The sequence below is a fragment of the Pseudomonas sp. KB_12 genome, from assembly GCF_052114545.1.
In the GTDB taxonomy this organism is placed as follows: domain Bacteria; phylum Pseudomonadota; class Gammaproteobacteria; order Pseudomonadales; family Pseudomonadaceae; genus Aquipseudomonas; species Aquipseudomonas brassicacearum.
The window spans coordinates 453,697-471,598 of the sequence record NZ_JBFREY010000006.1; the positions used below are offsets into that span (position 1 = coordinate 453,697).

The 17,902-nt window shown below is 60.9% G+C and carries 14 protein-coding genes; 11 read left to right on the top strand and 3 right to left on the bottom strand.

Going from position 1 to position 17,902, the window contains the following annotated elements; genetic code table 11:
* The first annotated feature begins 2 nt into the window (after nucleotides 1–2).
* A complete protein-coding gene (astA, locus tag AB4Z20_RS06670) occupies nucleotides 3–1,037 on the top strand; it encodes an arginine N-succinyltransferase (protein WP_442089564.1) in 1,035 nt (344 codons plus the stop codon).
* Nucleotides 1,038–1,227: 190 nt separating this feature from the next.
* On the top strand, nucleotides 1,228–2,097 hold the full coding sequence (locus AB4Z20_RS06675) for an isocitrate lyase/PEP mutase family protein (RefSeq protein ID WP_442089565.1): 870 nt from the start codon (nucleotides 1,228–1,230) through the stop codon (nucleotides 2,095–2,097).
* 140 nt (nucleotides 2,098–2,237) lie between these two features.
* Here the strand turns inward: AB4Z20_RS06675 and AB4Z20_RS06680 are convergent, their stop codons facing one another.
* Nucleotides 2,238–3,467 (bottom strand): acyl-CoA dehydrogenase, encoded by a 1,230-nt coding sequence (locus AB4Z20_RS06680; protein ID WP_018611522.1) that lies wholly within the window; start codon nucleotides 3,465–3,467, stop codon nucleotides 2,238–2,240.
* 177 nt (nucleotides 3,468–3,644) lie between these two features.
* Between AB4Z20_RS06680 and AB4Z20_RS06685 the strand changes: the two genes are divergently transcribed.
* From AB4Z20_RS06685 to AB4Z20_RS06695, 3 genes are all read left to right on the top strand, one after another.
* Nucleotides 3,645–4,574, top strand: coding sequence for a LysR family transcriptional regulator (locus AB4Z20_RS06685; protein WP_003200002.1), 930 nt, complete (start codon nucleotides 3,645–3,647; stop codon nucleotides 4,572–4,574).
* A gap of 187 nt (nucleotides 4,575–4,761) precedes the next feature.
* Nucleotides 4,762–5,163, top strand: coding sequence for a MerR family transcriptional regulator (locus tag AB4Z20_RS06690; protein WP_072346631.1), 402 nt, complete (start codon nucleotides 4,762–4,764; stop codon nucleotides 5,161–5,163).
* A 152-nt stretch (nucleotides 5,164–5,315) separates the two neighbouring features.
* Nucleotides 5,316–6,215, top strand: a complete 900-nt coding sequence (locus tag AB4Z20_RS06695) for a hydroxymethylglutaryl-CoA lyase (protein WP_442089566.1) — start codon at nucleotides 5,316–5,318, stop codon at nucleotides 6,213–6,215.
* 1,095 nt (nucleotides 6,216–7,310) lie between these two features.
* Here the strand turns inward: AB4Z20_RS06695 and AB4Z20_RS06700 are convergent.
* Nucleotides 7,311–9,008, bottom strand: coding sequence for an AMP-binding protein (locus AB4Z20_RS06700; protein ID WP_253473134.1), 1,698 nt, complete (start codon nucleotides 9,006–9,008; stop codon nucleotides 7,311–7,313).
* A 210-nt stretch (nucleotides 9,009–9,218) separates the two neighbouring features.
* On the opposite strand from AB4Z20_RS06700, the gene AB4Z20_RS06705 reads away from it, so the two are divergent.
* The 4 genes from AB4Z20_RS06705 to AB4Z20_RS06720 are packed head-to-tail and all read left to right on the top strand — an operon-like array spanning nucleotide 9,219 to nucleotide 14,779.
* Nucleotides 9,219–10,382, top strand: a complete 1,164-nt coding sequence (locus tag AB4Z20_RS06705; protein ID WP_014339274.1) for an isovaleryl-CoA dehydrogenase — start codon at nucleotides 9,219–9,221, stop codon at nucleotides 10,380–10,382.
* An 11-nt stretch (nucleotides 10,383–10,393) separates the two neighbouring features.
* A complete protein-coding gene (locus tag AB4Z20_RS06710) occupies nucleotides 10,394–12,001 on the top strand; it encodes a carboxyl transferase domain-containing protein (RefSeq protein ID WP_253473131.1) in 1,608 nt (535 codons plus the stop codon).
* A 13-nt stretch (nucleotides 12,002–12,014) separates the two neighbouring features.
* Entirely contained in the window at nucleotides 12,015–12,833 is an 819-nt protein-coding gene (locus AB4Z20_RS06715) for a gamma-carboxygeranoyl-CoA hydratase (RefSeq protein ID WP_018602285.1), read from the top strand.
* Entirely contained in the window at nucleotides 12,830–14,779 is a 1,950-nt protein-coding gene (locus AB4Z20_RS06720) for an acetyl/propionyl/methylcrotonyl-CoA carboxylase subunit alpha (RefSeq protein ID WP_442089567.1), read from the top strand. Before AB4Z20_RS06715 ends, AB4Z20_RS06720 begins: the two co-directional genes overlap by 4 nt.
* Nucleotides 14,780–14,808: 29 nt before the next feature.
* Here AB4Z20_RS06720 and AB4Z20_RS06725 read toward each other — a convergent pair whose 3' ends face one another.
* On the bottom strand, nucleotides 14,809–15,456 hold the full coding sequence (locus AB4Z20_RS06725; protein WP_046064773.1) for a LexA family protein: 648 nt from the start codon (nucleotides 15,454–15,456) through the stop codon (nucleotides 14,809–14,811).
* Between the two features lie 131 nt (nucleotides 15,457–15,587).
* Between AB4Z20_RS06725 and AB4Z20_RS06730 the strand changes: the two genes are divergently transcribed.
* Nucleotides 15,588–15,929 carry a DUF6124 family protein gene (locus AB4Z20_RS06730; protein ID WP_253473125.1) on the top strand — a complete coding sequence of 114 codons (342 nt, stop codon included), beginning with the start codon at nucleotides 15,588–15,590 and terminating at the stop codon, nucleotides 15,927–15,929.
* A 495-nt stretch (nucleotides 15,930–16,424) separates the two neighbouring features.
* Nucleotides 16,425–17,576, top strand: a complete 1,152-nt coding sequence (locus AB4Z20_RS06735; protein ID WP_442089568.1) for a M14 family metallopeptidase — start codon at nucleotides 16,425–16,427, stop codon at nucleotides 17,574–17,576.
* Nucleotides 17,577–17,902: the final 326 nt, after the last annotated feature.

Here is a 17,902-nt window from a genome sequence, read left to right on the forward strand (position 1 = left end):
GCATGATTGTCCGTCCGGTCGCCATTACCGATCTGCCCGCATTGCTGGACCTGGCCCGTTGCGCAGGCCCCGGTTTCACCAGCCTGCCGGCCAACGAAGAGCGCCTGGCCCATCGTATTCGCTGGGCCCAACGGACCTTTGCCGGACAAGTCGAACGTGCAGACGCCGATTACCTGTTCGTGCTCGAAGACGATGATCGGCAGGTGGTGGGCATCAGCGCCCTGACCGGTGCGGTCGGGCTACGCGAGCCTTGGTACAACTATCGGGTCGGGCTGACGGTCAGCTCGGCGCCAGAGCTGGGGATCCAGCGGCAGATCCCGACCCTGTTCCTCAATAACGAGATGTCCGGGCAATCGGAGATCTGCTCGTTGTTCCTGCACCCCGAGCAACGCCACGGCCACAACGGCCGCCTGCTGTCCCTCGCGCGCCTGCTGTTCGTGGCCGAGTTTCCCCAGCTGTTCGGCGAAAAACTGATCGCCGAACTGCGGGGCCATGCCGACGAACAAGGCTGTTCGCCGTTTTGGGATAGCCTGGGACGGCATTTTTTCAAGAAGGACTTCAGCTACGCCGATCAGTTGTCCGGCATGGGCAACAAGTCGTTCATCGCCGAACTGATGCCACGCCAGCCGCTGTACACCTGCCTGCTCACCGAACAGGCCCGGGCGGTGATCGGCAAGGCTCACCCGAACACCGAGCCGGCCCTGAAGATCCTCAGTGCCGAAGGTTTCAGCCATAAGGGCTACATCGACATCTTTGACGGCGGCCCGGTGATCGAGGCGCCGGTGTCGAAGATCCGCACCGTCCGCGACAGCCAGATGCTGACCCTGGTCATTGGCACCCCGGACGAACAGGCACCGGTCTGGCTGATTCACAATCGGCGCCAGGAAAACTGCCGCGTCACCAGCGCTCGCGCGCACCAGCATGGCCACAAGCTGCTCGTCGATCGCCTCACCGCCAAACGCCTGCAAGTGCAACCGGGTGATACGGTGCGCGCCGTGGCATTGCCCAGGCAGGGGCAACAGGCGGTGGCGGCGTAGCCCCCTCGTATCCCGACTGACCGCCAGGGCATCGGCGGCCCACCTTGCGGGCCCGTTGTTTCGCTTGATGCCATAACGGCATCACCCATACACATTCGTCATCATCTTTGCGCTTGCCACGTGATAGCCTTTGGATCTTTCGGCGTTGACACTTTTGCTCAAGCCCTTCCATTCCATTGGTGGAACTCATATGTCCAGGCTTTCCCATCAAGATTTGCGTGGTAACTTTCGCCAATTGCTGGCTTCCAACACCTGCTACCACACCGCCTCGGTGTTTGACCCAATGTCGGCGCGCATTGCCGCCGACCTGGGTTTCGAAGTAGGTATCCTGGGAGGTTCGGTGGCGTCTTTGCAAGTATTGGGCGCGCCGGACTTCGCCCTGATCACCCTCAGCGAATTTGCCGAACAGGCCACCCGCATCGGCCGCGTGGCCCAACTGCCGGTGATTGCCGACGCCGACCACGGCTACGGCAATGCCCTGAACGTGATGCGCACCATCGTCGAACTGGAACGGGCCGGCATCGCGGCGCTGACCATCGAGGACACCTTGCTGCCGGCCCAGTTCGGGCGTAAATCCACCGACCTGATCGGCGTAGCCGAAGGCGTCGGCAAGATTCGTGCGGCGCTGGAGGCGCGAGTCGATCCGGAAATGGCGATCATCGCCCGGACCAACGCTGCGATTCTGCCGGTCCAGGAAATCATCAGCCGCACCCGGCAATATGAGCGTGCCGGGGCGGACGGGATTTGCATGGTGGGCGTGCAAGACTTCGATCACCTGGAGAAGATCAGCGAAAACCTGACGGTTCCGCTGATGCTTGTCACTTATGGCAACCCGTTGCTGCGCGACGACAAGCGCTTGGCCGAATTGGGCGTACGCGTGACCATCGACGGCCACGGCGCCTATTTCGCCGCGATCAAGGCGACTTACGACAGCCTTCGCGAACAACGGCAGATCTTTACCCAGGCTTCGGACCTGAGCGCCACCGAACTGACCCACACCTACACCCAGCCCGAGGACTACATCCGCTGGGCCGAGGAGTACATGAGCGTCAAGGAGTAAGCGGACTCGCCCCCACAGGATTAGCCTGTGGGAGCAAAGCTTGCTCGCGATGGCGGTGGCACCTCCCACATTGATGCAAGCTGACCCACCGCTATCGCGAGCAAGCTTTGCTCCCACAGAGGCCCGTGGTGGGCCAGATCCTAGCCCTTGCTACGCAGCATTTCTTTCGGCACGTACTTGCCGATCTCGAACTTGCCGATGGCCGCGCGGTGGACTTCATCCGGGCCGTCGGCCAGGCGCAGGGTGCGTTGCATGGCGTACATATAGGCCAGCGGGAAGTCGTTGGAGACCCCGGCGCCACCGTGGATCTGGATTGCCCGATCAATGACCTTCAAGGCCACGTTCGGCGCGACGACCTTGATCTGGGCGATTTCGCTCTTCGCCACTTTATTGCCGACCGTGTCCATCATGTACGCCGCCTTCAACGTCAGCAGGCGCGCCATGTCGATTTCCATCCGCGAGTCGGCAATCTTGTCGATGTTACCGCCCAGGCGCGCCAACGGCTGGCCGAAGGCCGTGCGACTGACGGCACGCTTGCACATCAATTCCAGTGCGCGCTCGGCCATGCCGATGGAACGCATGCAGTGATGAATCCGGCCCGGGCCAAGGCGACCCTGGGCAATTTCAAAGCCGCGTCCTTCACCCAACAGGACGTTTTCGTACGGCACCCGCACGTTCTCGAACAGCACTTCGGCATGCCCATGAGGCGCATCGTCGTAGCCGAACACCGGCAGTGGCCGGACGATCTTGACCCCCGGGGTGTCCACCGGCACCAGGATCATCGAGTGCTGGGCATGGCGCGGCGCATCAGGGTTGCTCAGGCCCATGAAGATCAGGATCTTGCAGCGCGGGTCGCAGGCCCCTGAGGTCCACCACTTCTTGCCATTGATGACCCACTCATCGCCGTCGCGCTCGGCACGGGCGGCCATGTTGGTGGCGTCCGAGGAGGCAACGTCCGGCTCGGTCATGGCAAAGGCCGAGCGGATCTCGCCGCGCAGCAGGGGCTCGAGCCAGCGTTGCTTTTGTTCTTCATTGGCATAGCGCACCAGCACTTCCATGTTGCCGGTGTCCGGTGCCGAGCAATTGAACGGCTCCGGCCCCAGCAACGAGCGCCCCATGATCTCTGCCAGCGGCGCGTATTCCAGGTTGGTCAGGCCGGCACCCAGTTCGGATTCAGGTAGAAACAGGTTCCACAGGCCTTCTGCCTTGGCCTTGGCCTTGAGCTCTTCCATGATGGCCGTGGGTTGCCAGCGGTCGCCTTCGGCCACTTGCCGTTCGAACACTGCTTCGGCCGGGTAGACGTAGGCATCCATGAACGCCGTGACGCGTTCACGCAGTTCCTGAACCTTGGGGGAATACGCAAAATCCATGAGCAGCACCTTCTTGGCAGAGGTTGTTTTAGGTCATGAAATCGATGCTAGTTCAGCTACGAAAATTTACCTAACCTATTCTCGGCGTGTATTAACATTCATCACCGATATATGTTTCACTGATTCTCATCGCCACCCGGCACCTCACAACAAGCCCAAGAACAAGAGTGCAGCGCCATGAATCTGAGCAAGGTCGACCTCAACCTTTTCATTGTCTTCGATGCGATCTACACCGAAGCCAACCTGACCCGCGCCGGGCAGATCGTCGGCATCACTCAGCCGGCCGTGTCCAATGCCCTGGCGCGTCTGCGCGAGACCTTCAACGACCCGCTCTTCGTGCGCACCGCCCAGGGGATGGTGCCGACGCCCATGGCCCAGAACATCATCGGTCCGGTGCGCAACGCCCTGTCGCTGCTGCGGGTATCGGTGCAGGAAAGCCGGATCTTCAACCCGTTGCAGGCCGTCAAGACCTACCGCATCAGCATGACCGACCTCACCGAAGGCGTGATCCTGCCGCTGCTGTTCCAGCGCCTGCGTCGCCTGGCACCCACCGTGGCGATCGAGAGCTTCCTCTCCAAGCGCCGTGAAACCACCAAGGAGCTGGCCGCCGGCCGCCTCGACTTCGCCGTGGACGCACCGCTCAACACCGACCCGCAGGTACGCCACGTCAAGTTGATGGAAGATCGCTACGTGTGCGCCATGCGCAAGGGCCATCCGTTGGCGGGCAAGGAAAAAATCAGCCTCGATGATTACCTGGCCCAGACCCACGTGCATATTTCCAGCCGCCGCAACGGGCTGGGTTATGTCGACCTGGCCCTCGGCAAGATGGGTATCCAGCGCAAAATCGCCCTGCGCTCCCAGCATTACCTGATGGCCTCCCAGGTCCTGCAACAAACGGACATGGTCATGACCGTCCCCGAGCGCTTTGCCCGTCGTCACGATCTGCACGCCTTCCTGTTACCCGTCAACGATGTGCCGCCGGTGGAAACCCACCTCTACTGGCATGAAAGCACCGACCAGGACCCGGCCAACCGCTGGATGCGCGAGCAGATGATCGAGCTGTGCCAGCAGGTGACGGCCCATGAGAAGAAGCTCGACAAGGTCTAGGCAATCAAAATTGTGGGAGCGAGCTTGCTCGCGATRGCGGTGGATCAGCTTGCATTSATGYTGAATGYGCCGCCGTCATCGCGAGCAAGCTCGCTCCCACAGGTTTTGTGTGCAAAACCTCATTGCTTGACGCGAACGTAAACCTGCCTTTAGCTTAGCGCCAGCCCCTTTCGTTTCGAGCGCGTCCATGAGCAGCCAGACCTACAGCATCTCCGACCTCGCCCGTGAGCTGGATATCACCACCCGGGCCATCCGTTTCTATGAAGAACAAGGCCTGTTGAGCCCGGAGCGACGAGGCCAGGAGCGCATTTATTCGCCGCGGGACAAGGTCAGCCTGAAGCTGATCCTGCGCGGCAAGCGCATTGGTTTTTCCCTGGCCGAGTGCCGCGAGCTGATCGAACTCTACGACCCCTCCAGCGGCAATCAGAAACAGCTGCACAGCATGCTGGCGAAAATCGCCGAGCGCCGGGAACAGCTCGAACAGCAATTGCTGGACATCGAACAGATGAAGCTGGAACTCGACACCGCCGAAGAACGCTGCATCCAGGCGCTGGAGCAGACGCTCAAGGGCGAGGAAATCGTCCAGTAACACTTCCCCCCTGTGGGAGCGAGCTTGCTCGCGATAGCGGTATGTCAGTCAACATGGATGATGTCAGTTGCGCCGCTATCGCGAGCAAGCTCGCTCCCACAGGGGGCAGCATCGTTCTCGATACTTTGGCAACTCACTACAGGTCAATCCCCATGTCCCTCCCCTCCTTTGTACGCCTGATCGAAGTCGGCCCCCGTGACGGGCTGCAGAATGAAGCACAACCCATCAGCGTCGCCGACAAGGTGCGCCTGGTGGATGCCTTGAGCGCCGCCGGCCTGGGTTACATCGAAGTCGGCAGTTTCGTCTCGCCCAAGTGGGTGCCGCAAATGGCCGGTTCCGCCGAGGTGTTCGCGCAGATCCAGCGCAAGCCCGGGGTGACCTATGGCGCCCTGGCGCCGAACCTGCGGGGTTTTGAAGATGCACTGGCAGCGGGCGTGAAAGAGGTGGCAGTGTTCGCCGCCGCGTCCGAAGCGTTCTCCCAGCGCAATATCAACTGCTCCATCAGGGACAGCCTGGAGCGTTTCGCGCCGATCATGGAGGCCGCAAAACAACACGGCGTCAGTGTGCGCGGTTACGTGTCCTGCGTGTTGGGCTGCCCGTATGAAGGTGCGGTCAAGCCTGAGCAAGTGGCTTGGGTCGCTCGGGAGCTGTATGCCATGGGCTGCTACGAGGTCTCCCTGGGCGACACCATCGGCACGGGCACCGCCGGGGCCACCCGCAGGATGTTCGAGGTGGTGGGCGCCGAGGTGCCTCGGGACAAGCTCGCCGGACACTTCCACGATACCTACGGCCAAGCCATGGCCAACGTATACGCCAGCCTGCTGGAAGGCATCGCGGTGTTCGACAGCTCCATCGCCGGCCTGGGCGGCTGCCCTTATGCCAAGGGCGCCAGCGGTAACGTTGCCACCGAAGATGTGCTGTACCTGCTCAATGGCTTGGGTATCGAAACCGGTGTCGACCTGGACGCCCTGATCGCCGCGGGTCGGCAGATCTGCGACGTCCTCGGCCGCCCTAGCGGTTCGCGTGTCGCCAAGGCCCGCAGCGCACAGTGAGGTGTTACCGCTGGCTTTGTAACAGCGGCGAAACGAGTAACACGGAAACAATTTGTCAGGTTTGGCGCGCCAGGTTTTTCAGCTAAAAAATACAAGTCATTGATTTATATAGACTTTTAGAAGTTGGCACGCCACCTGCTATATCTCTTGCATAACAAGAATAAAAAAACGCAGCAAACCCAATAAAAACAAGACGAAACGACTCTGACATAACAAAAACAACACGGCAGAGACGCAGCTAACAGATTTTTTTGGAGAGGATGTGCTTTTCAGGGTGCTTTCAGGAGCAACCCGCAACCGGGCAGAGAACAATAAAACTACCTTCAGGTAGCTCCCGAATCGGTTGGATCGCAAGGCGAAAAAGCAGATCAGCGCTCAAAAAAATACGTTTGCTCTTGATCCCGGATGGGGATCGCCAAAAACAGCGGTAAAGGGCAACGGCTACCAAAAACAACAACAGGCCGCCCCTCAATAATAAAAAAAGAGCACGCGACGACAAAATTAAAGGGGAGCTTCGGCTCCCCTTTGTGCTGTCTGGGGTTTGGGTTTTTCTTGTGGGGGCTTGCTTGCGAAGGTGGCCTGACAGGTGGCCTGGATTTTGTTGATTGAGTACATATCCGTTGCTGCGGTAATGGCGGCTGGCGGTTCCGCTCTTACAGCGGGTCACTTTTGGAAGAGCGCCAAAAGTAACCAAAAACGCTTTGCCCCACCACTTGGTGCCTCGCCTAGGCTCGGCATGCCCGAACGAAGGCATTGCTCCGTGGGCCGCCGCGAAGGGCCATCCATGGCCCAGCGCGGCTACCTCGGCATCCATGCCGAGGTGCCCACTGCGCAATGCCTGCGTTCGGCCAGCGTGGTTTAACGGGGCGTCCAGATCAAGATCCAAAGCAAGAGCGGGGCACATGCCGGCATCTATGTGGCTGAGCCACCGCTATCGCGAGCAAGCTCGCTCCCACAGGGGATCTTCAACAGACACAAAACCCATGTACACCGCAAAACCTGTGGGAGCGAGCTTGCTCGCGATGAGGCCAGCCCATCCAACATCTTCATCGACTGTGACGCCGCCTTCGCGAGCAAGCCCACAGGGGATCTTGCTCAGCCTTCTCTATCGCGCAGTTCTTCGATGCTGATTTCGCGCATGCGGAATTTCTGGATCTTGCCGGTGACCGTCATGGGAAACTCTTCGACGAATTTGAAATGACGCGGCGTCTTGAAGTGGGCGATGCGCTCCTTGCACCAGGCTTGCAGTTCTTGTTCGGAGGCACTGTGGCCGGGATGAAACTTGATCCAGGCAACGATTTCCTCGCCATAGCGCGAACACGGGATGCCGATCACCTGCACGTCCGCCACCGCCGGGTGAGTGAAGAAAAACTCCTCCAGCTCACGCGGGTAAATATTCTCCCCGCCGCGGATGATCATGTCCTTGTTGCGCCCGACGATGCGCACGTAGCCCTGCTCGTCCATGGTCGCCAGGTCGCCGGTGTGCATCCAGCCATCCGGGTCGATGGCATCGGTGGTGCCCTTGGGGTTGTTCCAGTAACCGAGCATCACGCTGTAGCCGCGGGTACACAACTCACCGACAGCACCACGTGGGACGATATTGCCGGCCTCATCGATAATTTTGCTTTCCAGCTGCGGCTGGGTGCGGCCGACGGTGGTTACGCGCAGTTCCAGTTCGTCGGTAGGACCGGTCTGCAATGACACCGGGCTGGTTTCCGTCATGCCGTAGGCAATCTGCACTTCGGCCATATGCATTTCATTGATGACCCGTCGCATCACTTCGATGGGGCATGTGGCCCCGGCCATGATGCCAGTGCGCAGGCTGGACACGTCGAAGTCGCCCCGCTGCGGCTGGTCCAGCAGGGCGATGAACATGGTGGGCACGCCATACAGTGCCGTGGCTTTTTCCTCGGCCACGGCCTTTAGCGTCAGCAACGGGTCGAAGGCATCGTTGGGGTAGATCATGGTGCAGCCATGGGTCATGCAGCCCAGGTTACCCATGACCATGCCGAAGCAATGGTAGAGCGGCACCGGGATCACCAGCCGATCGTCGGCCGTCAGGCCCAGGCTTTCGCCGACCATGTAACCGTTATTGAGAATGTTGTGATGACTGAGGGTAGCGCCCTTGGGGAAGCCGGTGGTACCGGAGGTGTACTGGATATTCACCGGTTGATCGGACCGCAGGCTGGATTGGCGTTCGGCCAGTTGTGCAGGCGTCACCGCCGCACCCAGGACGGCCAGTTGCGACCAGGGCAGGAAACCTGCCGGCGGCTGGGAATCGAGGCTGATCACACCGCGCAAATCCGGCAAGCGTTCGCTCTGCAGGTGGCCCATCGATTGCTCCGCCAGCTCGGGTGCCAGCGTTTGCAACATGGCGTGATAATCCGAGGTCTTGAACGCCCCGGCACACACCAACCATTGGCATCCGGATTGTTTCAGCACGTATTCGAGCTCAGAGACGCGATAGGCCGGATTGATGTTGACCAGAATGACGCCGATCTTCGCACTGGCGAACTGGCTGATGCACCACTGGGCGCAATTGGGCGCCCACACGCCAAGGCGATCGCCGGTTTTCAAGCCTAGCGCCAGCAAGGCTCGGGCGTGCAGATCGACGGCCTCGGCCAGTTGTTGCCAGGTGTAACGCAGCGATTGATGGCGAACCACCAACGCCTCGCCCTCGGGATAGCGCGTCACGGTCTGGTCGAAAACCTCGCCGATGGTCTGGGCCAGCAAAGCCTTGGCCTGGGAGCCACGGGTGTAGCTGTGCTGCGAATGCGAACCGGGTTGATCCATGACGCCCCCTCTTGTCTTTATTAGTGGGTGTAGCGGTGAATCTCATGCTCAGATGCGTTGGGTAAGAGCTGTTCGAGCGCACTTACTCTGGCCCAAGTTGACGTTAACGTAAAGGGCGATTGACAGCCTCTCGTCGCAGGCTTACGTTAACGTAAAGGTGAGAGCGATTTCGCCACTCTCCGCACCCGATAAAAAAGCCAAAGGTGTCCCATGAGCTACCCATCCCTGAACTTTGCCCTCGGCGAAACCATCGACATGTTGCGCGACCAGGTGCAGGCCTTCGTCAAGGCCGAACTGGCGCCGCGAGCAGCGCAGATCGATATCGACAACCTGTTTCCCGCCGACATGTGGCGCAAGTTCGGCGACATGGGCCTGCTGGGCATTACCGTACCGGAAGAATACGGCGGCGCTGGCCTGGGCTACCTGGCCCACGTGGTGGCGATGGAAGAAATCAGCCGTGGTTCGGCCTCGGTCGCCCTCTCCTACGGTGCCCACTCCAACCTCTGCGTGAACCAGATCAACCGCAACGGCAATCACGAACAGAAAACCAAATACCTGCCCAAGCTGATCAGCGGCGAACACATCGGTGCCCTGGCGATGAGCGAGCCGAACGCCGGCTCCGACGTGGTCTCGATGAAACTGCGGGCCGACAAGCGTGGCGACAAGTACGTGCTCAATGGCAGCAAGACCTGGATCACCAACGGTCCCGATGCCAACACCTACGTGATCTACGCCAAGACCGACCTGGAAAAAGGCCCCCACGGCATCACCGCTTTCATCGTCGAGCGCGACTGGAAAGGCTTCAGCCGCAGCAACAAATTCGACAAGCTCGGCATGCGCGGCTCCAACACCTGCGAGCTGTTCTTCGATGACGTCGAAGTGCCGGAAGAAAACATCCTCGGCACACTCAACGGTGGCGTGAAAGTGCTGATGAGCGGCCTCGACTACGAGCGCGTCGTGCTCTCTGGCGGCCCGACCGGGATCATGCAGGCCTGCATGGACCTGATCGTGCCCTACATCCACGACCGCAAGCAGTTCGGCCAGAGCATTGGCGAATTCCAGCTGATCCAGGGCAAGGTCGCCGACATGTACACCCAGCTCAACGCCAGCCGCGCCTACCTGTATGCCGTGGCCCAGGCCTGCGAGCGCGGCGAAACCACCCGCAAGGACGCCGCCGGGGTGATCCTCTACAGCGCCGAACGCGCCACGCAAATGGCCCTCGACGCGATCCAGATCCTCGGCGGCAATGGCTACATCAACGAATTCCCGGCCGGTCGTCTGCTGCGTGACGCCAAGCTGTACGAAATCGGTGCTGGTACCAGTGAGATTCGTCGGATGTTGATCGGCCGCGAACTGTTCAACGAAACCCGCTAACGGAGCTGACCATGGCCACGCTGCACACTCAGCTCAACCCGCGCTCGCCGGAGTTCATCGCCAACCGCGATGCGATGCTCGGACACGTCGAGGCCCTGCGCACCCTGCTCGCGCAAGTTCGCCAAGGCGGCGGTCCCAAGGCCCAGGAACGGCACACCTCGCGGGGCAAGTTGCTGCCCCGTGAACGCATCAACCGGCTGCTGGACCCGGGCTCGCCGTTTTTGGAAATCAGCCCGTTGGCAGCCCACGAAGTCTATGGCGAAGACGTGCCGGCGGCCGGCGTGATTGCCGGCATCGGCCGCGTGGAAGGCGTCGAATGCATGATTGTCGCCAACGATGCGACGGTCAAAGGTGGCTCCTACTACCCGCTGACGGTGAAAAAACACCTGCGCGCCCAGACCATCGCCCAGCAGAATCGCCTGCCCTGCATTTACCTGGTGGACTCCGGCGGCGCCAACCTGCCGCGCCAGGACGAGGTGTTCCCGGACCGCGAGCACTTCGGGCGGATCTTCTTCAACCAGGCCAACATGAGTGCCCAGGGCATCCCGCAGATCGCCGTGGTCATGGGTTCCTGCACCGCCGGTGGCGCTTATGTGCCGGCCATGGCGGACGAGGCGATCATGGTCCGCCAGCAGGCGACGATTTTCCTCGCCGGCCCGCCGTTGGTGAAAGCTGCCACCGGTGAGGTGGTCAGTGCCGAAGACCTGGGCGGCGCCGATGTGCACTGCAAGATCTCCGGCGTGGCCGACCATTACGCCGACAGCGACGAACATGCCCTGGCCCTGGCCCGCCGCAGCGTGGCCAACCTCAATTGGCGCAAACAGGGCGAGTTGCAGCATCGTCTGCCGATTACCCCGCTCTACTCGGGCGAGGAGCTGTACGGCGTGGTTTCGGCCGACGCCAAGCAACCGTTCGATGTGCGGGAAGTGATCGCGCGCCTGGTGGACGGCTCGGTGTTCGACGAATTCAAGGCGCTGTTCGGAACGACGCTGGTGTGCGGCTTCGCCCACTTGCACGGCTACCCGATCGCGATCCTGGCCAACAACGGCATTCTCTTCGCCGAAGCCGCGCAGAAAGGCGCGCACTTCATCGAACTGGCCTGCCAGCGCGGGATCCCGCTGCTGTTCCTGCAGAACATCACCGGCTTCATGGTTGGGCAGAAATACGAAGCCGGCGGCATCGCCAAGCACGGGGCCAAACTGGTGACGGCCGTGGCCTGCGCGAAAGTGCCGAAATTCACCGTGATCATCGGCGGCAGTTTCGGCGCGGGTAACTACGGCATGTGCGGCCGCGCCTACGACCCGCGGTTCCTGTGGATGTGGCCGAACGCGCGGATTGGCGTGATGGGCGCCGAACAGGCGGCCGGCGTGCTGGTGCAGGTCAAGCGTGAACAAGCCGAACGCAGCGGCCAACCCTTCAGCGCCGAACAGGAAGCCGAGATCAAGCAACCGATCCTCGATCAGTACGAAGAACAGGGTCACCCCTACTATTCCAGTGCCAGGCTGTGGGACGACGGCGTCATCGACCCGGCCCAGACCCGCGACGTGCTGGGCCTGGCCTTGTCTGCGTCACTGAACGCGCCTATCGAACCGAGCCGCTTCGGCGTGTTCCGGATGTAAACGGGGAATGTCCATGGATAACTTCAACACCCTCGAACTGCACACCGACCCACGGGGCGTTGCCACCCTGTGGCTCAGCCGCGAGTCGAAAAACAACGCGTTCAACGCCGAAATGATCCGCGAGCTGATCCTGGCCCTGGACCACGTCAGCAGCGATCCAAGCTTGCGCTTCCTGCTGATCCGCGGTCGCGGCAAGCATTTCAGCGCCGGCGCCGACCTCGCCTGGATGCAGCAATCGGCCGAGCTCGACTACCACACCAACCTCGATGACGCCCGGGAACTGGCGGAGCTGATGTACAACCTCGCCAAGCTGAAGATTCCTACGCTGGCCGTCGTCCAGGGCGCCGCGTTCGGTGGCGCGCTGGGGCTGATCAGCGCGTGTGACATGGCCATTGGCGCCGATGAAGCACAGTTCTGCCTGTCGGAAGTGCGCATTGGCCTGGCGCCGGCGGTGATCAGCCCGTTCGTGGTGCAGGCCATCGGCGAGCGTGCCGCGCGTCGTTATGCCCTGACGGCGGAACGCTTCGACGGGCAACGTGCGAAAGAAATCGGTTTGCTGTCGGAAAGTTACCCGGCCGAGGCCCTGGATTATCAAGTCGAACAATGGATCGACAACCTGTTGCTCAACAGCCCGGCGGCCATGCGCGCCAGCAAGGAACTGCTGCGTGAAGTCGGCAACGGCGCCCTTACCCCGGCGCTGCGGCGCTACACCGAAAATGCCATCGCCCGCATCCGCGTCAGCCCGGAGGGCCAGGAAGGCCTGCGGGCTTTCCTGCAAAAGCGTGCGCCGAACTGGCAAGCCGAATCGAATAACAAGGAGCCGCGTCGATGAGCGCCCCTGCCCTCACCACGTTGCTGGTGGCCAACCGTGGCGAAATCGCCTGCCGCGTAATGCGCACCGCCAAGGCCATGGGCCTGACCACCGTTGCTGTCCACAGCGCCACCGACCGCGATGCCCGCCACAGCCGTGAAGCCGACATCCGCGTCGACCTGGGCGGCAGCAAGGCCGCCGACAGCTACCTGCAAATCGACAAGCTGATCGCCGCAGCGAAAGTCAGCGGCGCCCAGGCCATCCACCCCGGTTATGGCTTTCTGTCCGAGAACGCCGGGTTCGCCCGGGCGATTGAAAACGCCGGGCTGATCTTCCTCGGCCCACCGGCCTCGGCCATCGATGCCATGGGCAGCAAATCGGCGGCCAAGACCTTGATGGAAACCGCCGGGGTGCCCCTGGTGCCCGGTTATCACGGCGAAGCCCAGGACCTGGAGACCTTTCGCGACGCCGCCGAGCGCATCGGCTACCCGGTATTGCTCAAGGCCACGGCCGGCGGTGGCGGCAAAGGCATGAAAGTCGTCGAGGACGTCAGCCAACTGGCCGAAGCCCTGGCCTCGGCCCAGCGTGAAGCGCAGTCCTCGTTCGGCGACTCACGGATGCTGGTGGAAAAGTACCTGCTCAAGCCACGCCATGTGGAAATCCAGGTATTTGCCGACCAACACGGCAACTGCCTGTACCTCAACGAACGCGATTGCTCGATCCAGCGCCGCCACCAGAAAGTCGTGGAAGAAGCCCCCGCCCCCGGCCTGACCCAGCAACTACGCCAGGCCATGGGTGAAGCCGCCGTGCGCGCAGCCCAGGCGATTGGTTACGTCGGGGCCGGCACGGTGGAGTTCCTGCTGGATGCGCGGGGCGAGTTTTTCTTCATGGAAATGAACACCCGGTTGCAGGTCGAGCATCCGGTCACCGAAGCGATCACCGGACTGGACCTGGTAGCTTGGCAGATCCGCGTCGCCCAGGGCGAACCCTTGCCGATCACTCAAGCGCAAGTGCCGCTGCTCGGTCACGCCATCGAAGTGCGGCTATATGCCGAAGACCCGGTCAACGATTTCCTGCCGGCCACAGGACGCCTGGCGTTGTATCGCGAATCGGCCGAGGGTCCGGGTCGGCGGGTCGACAGCGGGGTTGAAGAAGGCGATGAAATCTCGCCGTTCTACGACCCGATGCTCGGCAAGCTGATTGCCTGGGGTGAAGACCGTGAACAGGCGCGCCTGCGGCTGTTGAGCATGCTCGACGAGTTTGCCATTGGCGGGCTGAAAACCAACATCGGGTTCCTGCGCCGAATCGTGGCCCACCCCGCCTTCGCGGCAGCAGAGCTGGACACCGGATTTATCCCACGTTACCAGGCGCAATTGCTGCCAGAGCCGGGCGAATTGGATGACGCATTCTGGTTCGCAGCCGCCCAGGGCTTCGCCTTGAGCCTGACACCGCGCGTGCGCTGCGATGATGCCGACTCGCCCTGGGCCAGCACCACCGGGCTGCGTCTGGGGCTGCCAAGGGAGACCACCTTGCACCTGAGCTGCGAAGGCCAGGATCGCGCGCTGACGCTGGACGTTAGCGCCCATTGCGCGGAACTCGAGGGCGGGCAACTGGTGATAGAGCACCACGGCCTGCGCCGCAGTCATCGGGCCATTCGCCAGGACGACAGCCTGTATCTGCAATGGGCGGGTGACCTGCACCGGATCGACCTGTACGACCCGTTGGCCGCCGCCGAGGCCAGCCACAGCCATCAAGGTGGCCTGGCCGCGCCCATGAACGGCAGTATCGTCCGGGTATTGGTGAGTGTCGGCCAACCGGTGGAGGCCGGAGCTCAACTGGTGGTCCTGGAGGCCATGAAAATGGAGCACAGCATTCGTGCGCCCAAGGCCGGGGTGATCAAGGCGCTGTATTGCCAGGAAGGCGAAATGGTCAGCGAAGGCAGCGCCCTGGTGGCGTTCGAAGAATAGGCATCGGCCCGCTCCCAGGGCCGATCCAGTCAGAACCTGATGGTGGCCTGCACCACCACACCGATGAGGCGACATTGCTCGGTGTACAGGTTTTTCGGGTAAGTCGGATTGAGCGGAACCAGGTAACGCTGCCCGCTCTCTTCGATCAATTTGCGAAAGGTCGCGTCACTGCTGCCGGGCAAGCAGGCGACCACCAGTTTGCCAGGCACCGCCTCGATGGCCGGATCCACCAGGATCGACATGCCCTCGGGAATGCTCAAGCCGCTGGGTGCGGTCATCGCGTCGCCCACCACCACCAGCCAGAACGCGGCTCCCAGGGCGTGGTAGTCCGTCAGCTCGTAGCGCGCCTGGCTATAGGCGCCAGGATCGCCTTCGCGAACCTCGCCAACCTCGTGCCATTCACTGACCGGGTAGCGGAAGTACGGGTTGTACTTCTGCGCCAGGGCCATGCCTTCGTCCGTGGAGGTGTCCGGCTCGCGAATCACCATCGCCACTTCCAGGAACTCCAGCCCCAGCTCCCGCAGGACCCGGTTCATGTCTTCGACACTGGGTTGCCGGCGCCTGGTCAGCCAATGGCCGACGCCGCCCTGGGACATTCCCAACCGTTCTGCGAGCACCACTTGCGTGATGCGCAGCTCCTTCATCTTGGCCTTGACCAACTCTATCCATTTATCCATGTGCGGCACGATACGTGGATGACTCCGGCCATTCAAAACACAAATTGTAGTATTTAAATTATCGTCACAATTACGATAAGTACTACTCTGGATTCAGGAGTTCAGCCCCACATACGGAGATTTTCATCACCATGGATACACCCAACAAAGACCAACCCGGCAGCCCTTTCGACAGCACATTCCCTTCCTTGCAGGATTGCCCGGCGGCCAAACGCGCCCTCGACTACTACTTGAAACCAGGTGTTTCGCAGGCACAGGCAGAACATCGTTTCTTCGACGTCAACCACAGCGTCAGCGCAGAAGAAGCCCTTGTTCACGCCTGCGACCTGCTGCGCTGTGCGGCGGCGACCGCCCACGAGTCCGCCAACCAGTTGAACGGTTCGAGCCGTGACCTGGCATTTTCGGTGGTGCACATGATTGATCTGGTCAAGGTGATGCTTGACCGATCCCTGGATCGCTACCCGACTCGCTAGGGATAACACTTGGGAATGTCGTCGCGAACGCGGACGACGAGAAAAAATTTTCCAATCGATGCGATAAAACCATTTGACTTGCAAATGATAATGATTATTATTGCACCAACTGATCGCGAGATCAGTCGATAGACCAGAAGACCTTAGGTCGGACTTCTGGAATATCTCCTCATCAGGCTAATCACGGTTTTTGACCCGGCTTTTTGCCGGGTCTTTTTTTGCCGATTTTTCGGCTTATGGCTTCAGGCTAATGAAGTCTTTTTGGGTGCTGCCAATTCGATGGCGGCGATGATAGCAAATGAATATCCGTTGGCAAGAGACGCCCCGCCACACAGGCGAAAACTATCGACAACCAGCGCTTGAGAATCAATTGCAGACTCTCTAAGCTGGCTCGGCGTCCAGGGAGGACGCCCCCTCGTTTACGTGACGTAAATCGTCTCGGTTCCCCCCATCTTGCGTGTACAGTAATGGCCATGAAAATCCTCTCCAGGAATCGTGACCGTGGCTAAATCTTCCTTTGATATCAGCGCCAATTTCGACAGCGGCAACATCGAGGTCGTCGACATCAGCAACCCGCTGCAGTCGTTGCTCAAGATCAGGCCCGACACCCGCAGCGCCCATTTCCAGTGGTTCCACTTCAAGGCCAGCGGCCTGCACGTCGGCCAGGAGTATTCCTTTCGGCTGCTTAACGCCAGTCAATCGTCTTACAACAAGGCCTGGACGGGCTACCAGGCCGTTGCCTCCTACGATCACGTCAACTGGTTCCGCATTCCGACCCAATTTGAAGGCGACGCCCTGCGCTTTTATCTGGAGACCGAACAGACCAACGCCTGGTTCGCCTACTTCGAACCCTACAGTCGCGGCCGACATGATTGGCTGATCGATCAAGCGCAGCACAAGGCCGGCACCGAACTATTGGCCGTCGGTAAAAGCGTGGAAGGCCGTGACATTCAGCTGCTGCGCAAAGGCAGCGGTGCGCAAGGCCGGCGCAAAGTCTGGATCATCGCCCAGCAGCATCCCGGCGAGCACATGGCCGAGTGGTTCATGGAGGGCGTGATCGAACGCCTCCAGCAGCATGACGATGCGCAACTGAACCAGTTACTCGCCAAAGCCGATCTGTACCTGGTGCCGAACATGAACCCGGACGGCGCATTCCACGGGCATCTGCGGACCAACGCCATGGGCCAGGACCTCAACCGTGCCTGGCAGAACGCCAGTCCGGAAATCAGCCCCGAGGTCTTTTTCGTCCAGCAGCAAATGGAAAAGTACGGCGTCGATCTGTTCCTCGATGCTCACGGCGATGAGGAAATCCCCCACGTCTTCACCGCCGGTTGCGAAGGCAACCCGGGCTACACGCCACGCATTGCCGAACTTGAAGAGCGCTTTCGCAGCCATCTCAAGCATCAGACCAAAGACTTCCAGACTGCTTACGGCTACACCCGCGACGAACCGGGCCAGGCCAACATGACCCTGGCCTGTAACGCGGTCGGCCAGAAATATGACTGCCTGTCCCTGACCCTGGAAATGCCGTTCAAGGACCACAACGATCACCCGAACCCGATCACCGGCTGGTCTGGCAAACGCTCGATACAACTGGGCAAGGATGTGTTGAGCACCATCGAGGCCATGGTCGACGAATTGCGCTGATCCAATGACCTGATCATGTCCCTCGTCTAAGGTGAACACCTGTGGCGAGGGAGCTTGCTCCCGCTCGGCGTTGTAGGAGCTGGCGAAGCCTGCGATCTTTTGATCTTTCACTTGAAATTCAAGCGCCAGTGGAAAGATCGCAGCCTCGCTTCGCTCGGCAGCTCCTACAGACACCACCCAGCGGGAGCAAGCTCTCATCAAACAAAATCCATCCCCTTGTTCTTAAAGCTTTTTTAAGCCGCAACCAATCGGACACCCAACTTTGTAGCCTTGCGCTGCAAAGCTCTAAGCTGACGATCACGGCTTTTAGCCTCGTACTCGTCCAT

What these genes read in the sequence shown, in the direction of transcription:
- astA (WP_442089564.1), top strand. Translation starts at nt 3, where the DNA reads ATGATTGTCCGTCCGGTCGCCATTACCGATCTGCCCGCATTGCTGGAC.
- AB4Z20_RS06675 (WP_442089565.1), top strand. Translation starts at nt 1,228, where the DNA reads ATGTCCAGGCTTTCCCATCAAGATTTGCGTGGTAACTTTCGCCAATTG.
- AB4Z20_RS06680 (WP_018611522.1), bottom strand. Translation starts at nt 3,467, where the DNA reads ATGGATTTTGCGTATTCCCCCAAGGTTCAGGAACTGCGTGAACGCGTC.
- AB4Z20_RS06685 (WP_003200002.1), top strand. Translation starts at nt 3,645, where the DNA reads ATGAATCTGAGCAAGGTCGACCTCAACCTTTTCATTGTCTTCGATGCG.
- AB4Z20_RS06690 (WP_072346631.1), top strand. Translation starts at nt 4,762, where the DNA reads ATGAGCAGCCAGACCTACAGCATCTCCGACCTCGCCCGTGAGCTGGAT.
- AB4Z20_RS06695 (WP_442089566.1), top strand. Translation starts at nt 5,316, where the DNA reads ATGTCCCTCCCCTCCTTTGTACGCCTGATCGAAGTCGGCCCCCGTGAC.
- AB4Z20_RS06700 (WP_253473134.1), bottom strand. Translation starts at nt 9,008, where the DNA reads ATGGATCAACCCGGTTCGCATTCGCAGCACAGCTACACCCGTGGCTCC.
- AB4Z20_RS06705 (WP_014339274.1), top strand. Translation starts at nt 9,219, where the DNA reads ATGAGCTACCCATCCCTGAACTTTGCCCTCGGCGAAACCATCGACATG.
- AB4Z20_RS06710 (WP_253473131.1), top strand. Translation starts at nt 10,394, where the DNA reads ATGGCCACGCTGCACACTCAGCTCAACCCGCGCTCGCCGGAGTTCATC.
- AB4Z20_RS06715 (WP_018602285.1), top strand. Translation starts at nt 12,015, where the DNA reads ATGGATAACTTCAACACCCTCGAACTGCACACCGACCCACGGGGCGTT.
- AB4Z20_RS06720 (WP_442089567.1), top strand. Translation starts at nt 12,830, where the DNA reads ATGAGCGCCCCTGCCCTCACCACGTTGCTGGTGGCCAACCGTGGCGAA.
- AB4Z20_RS06725 (WP_046064773.1), bottom strand. Translation starts at nt 15,456, where the DNA reads ATGGATAAATGGATAGAGTTGGTCAAGGCCAAGATGAAGGAGCTGCGC.
- AB4Z20_RS06730 (WP_253473125.1), top strand. Translation starts at nt 15,588, where the DNA reads ATGGATACACCCAACAAAGACCAACCCGGCAGCCCTTTCGACAGCACA.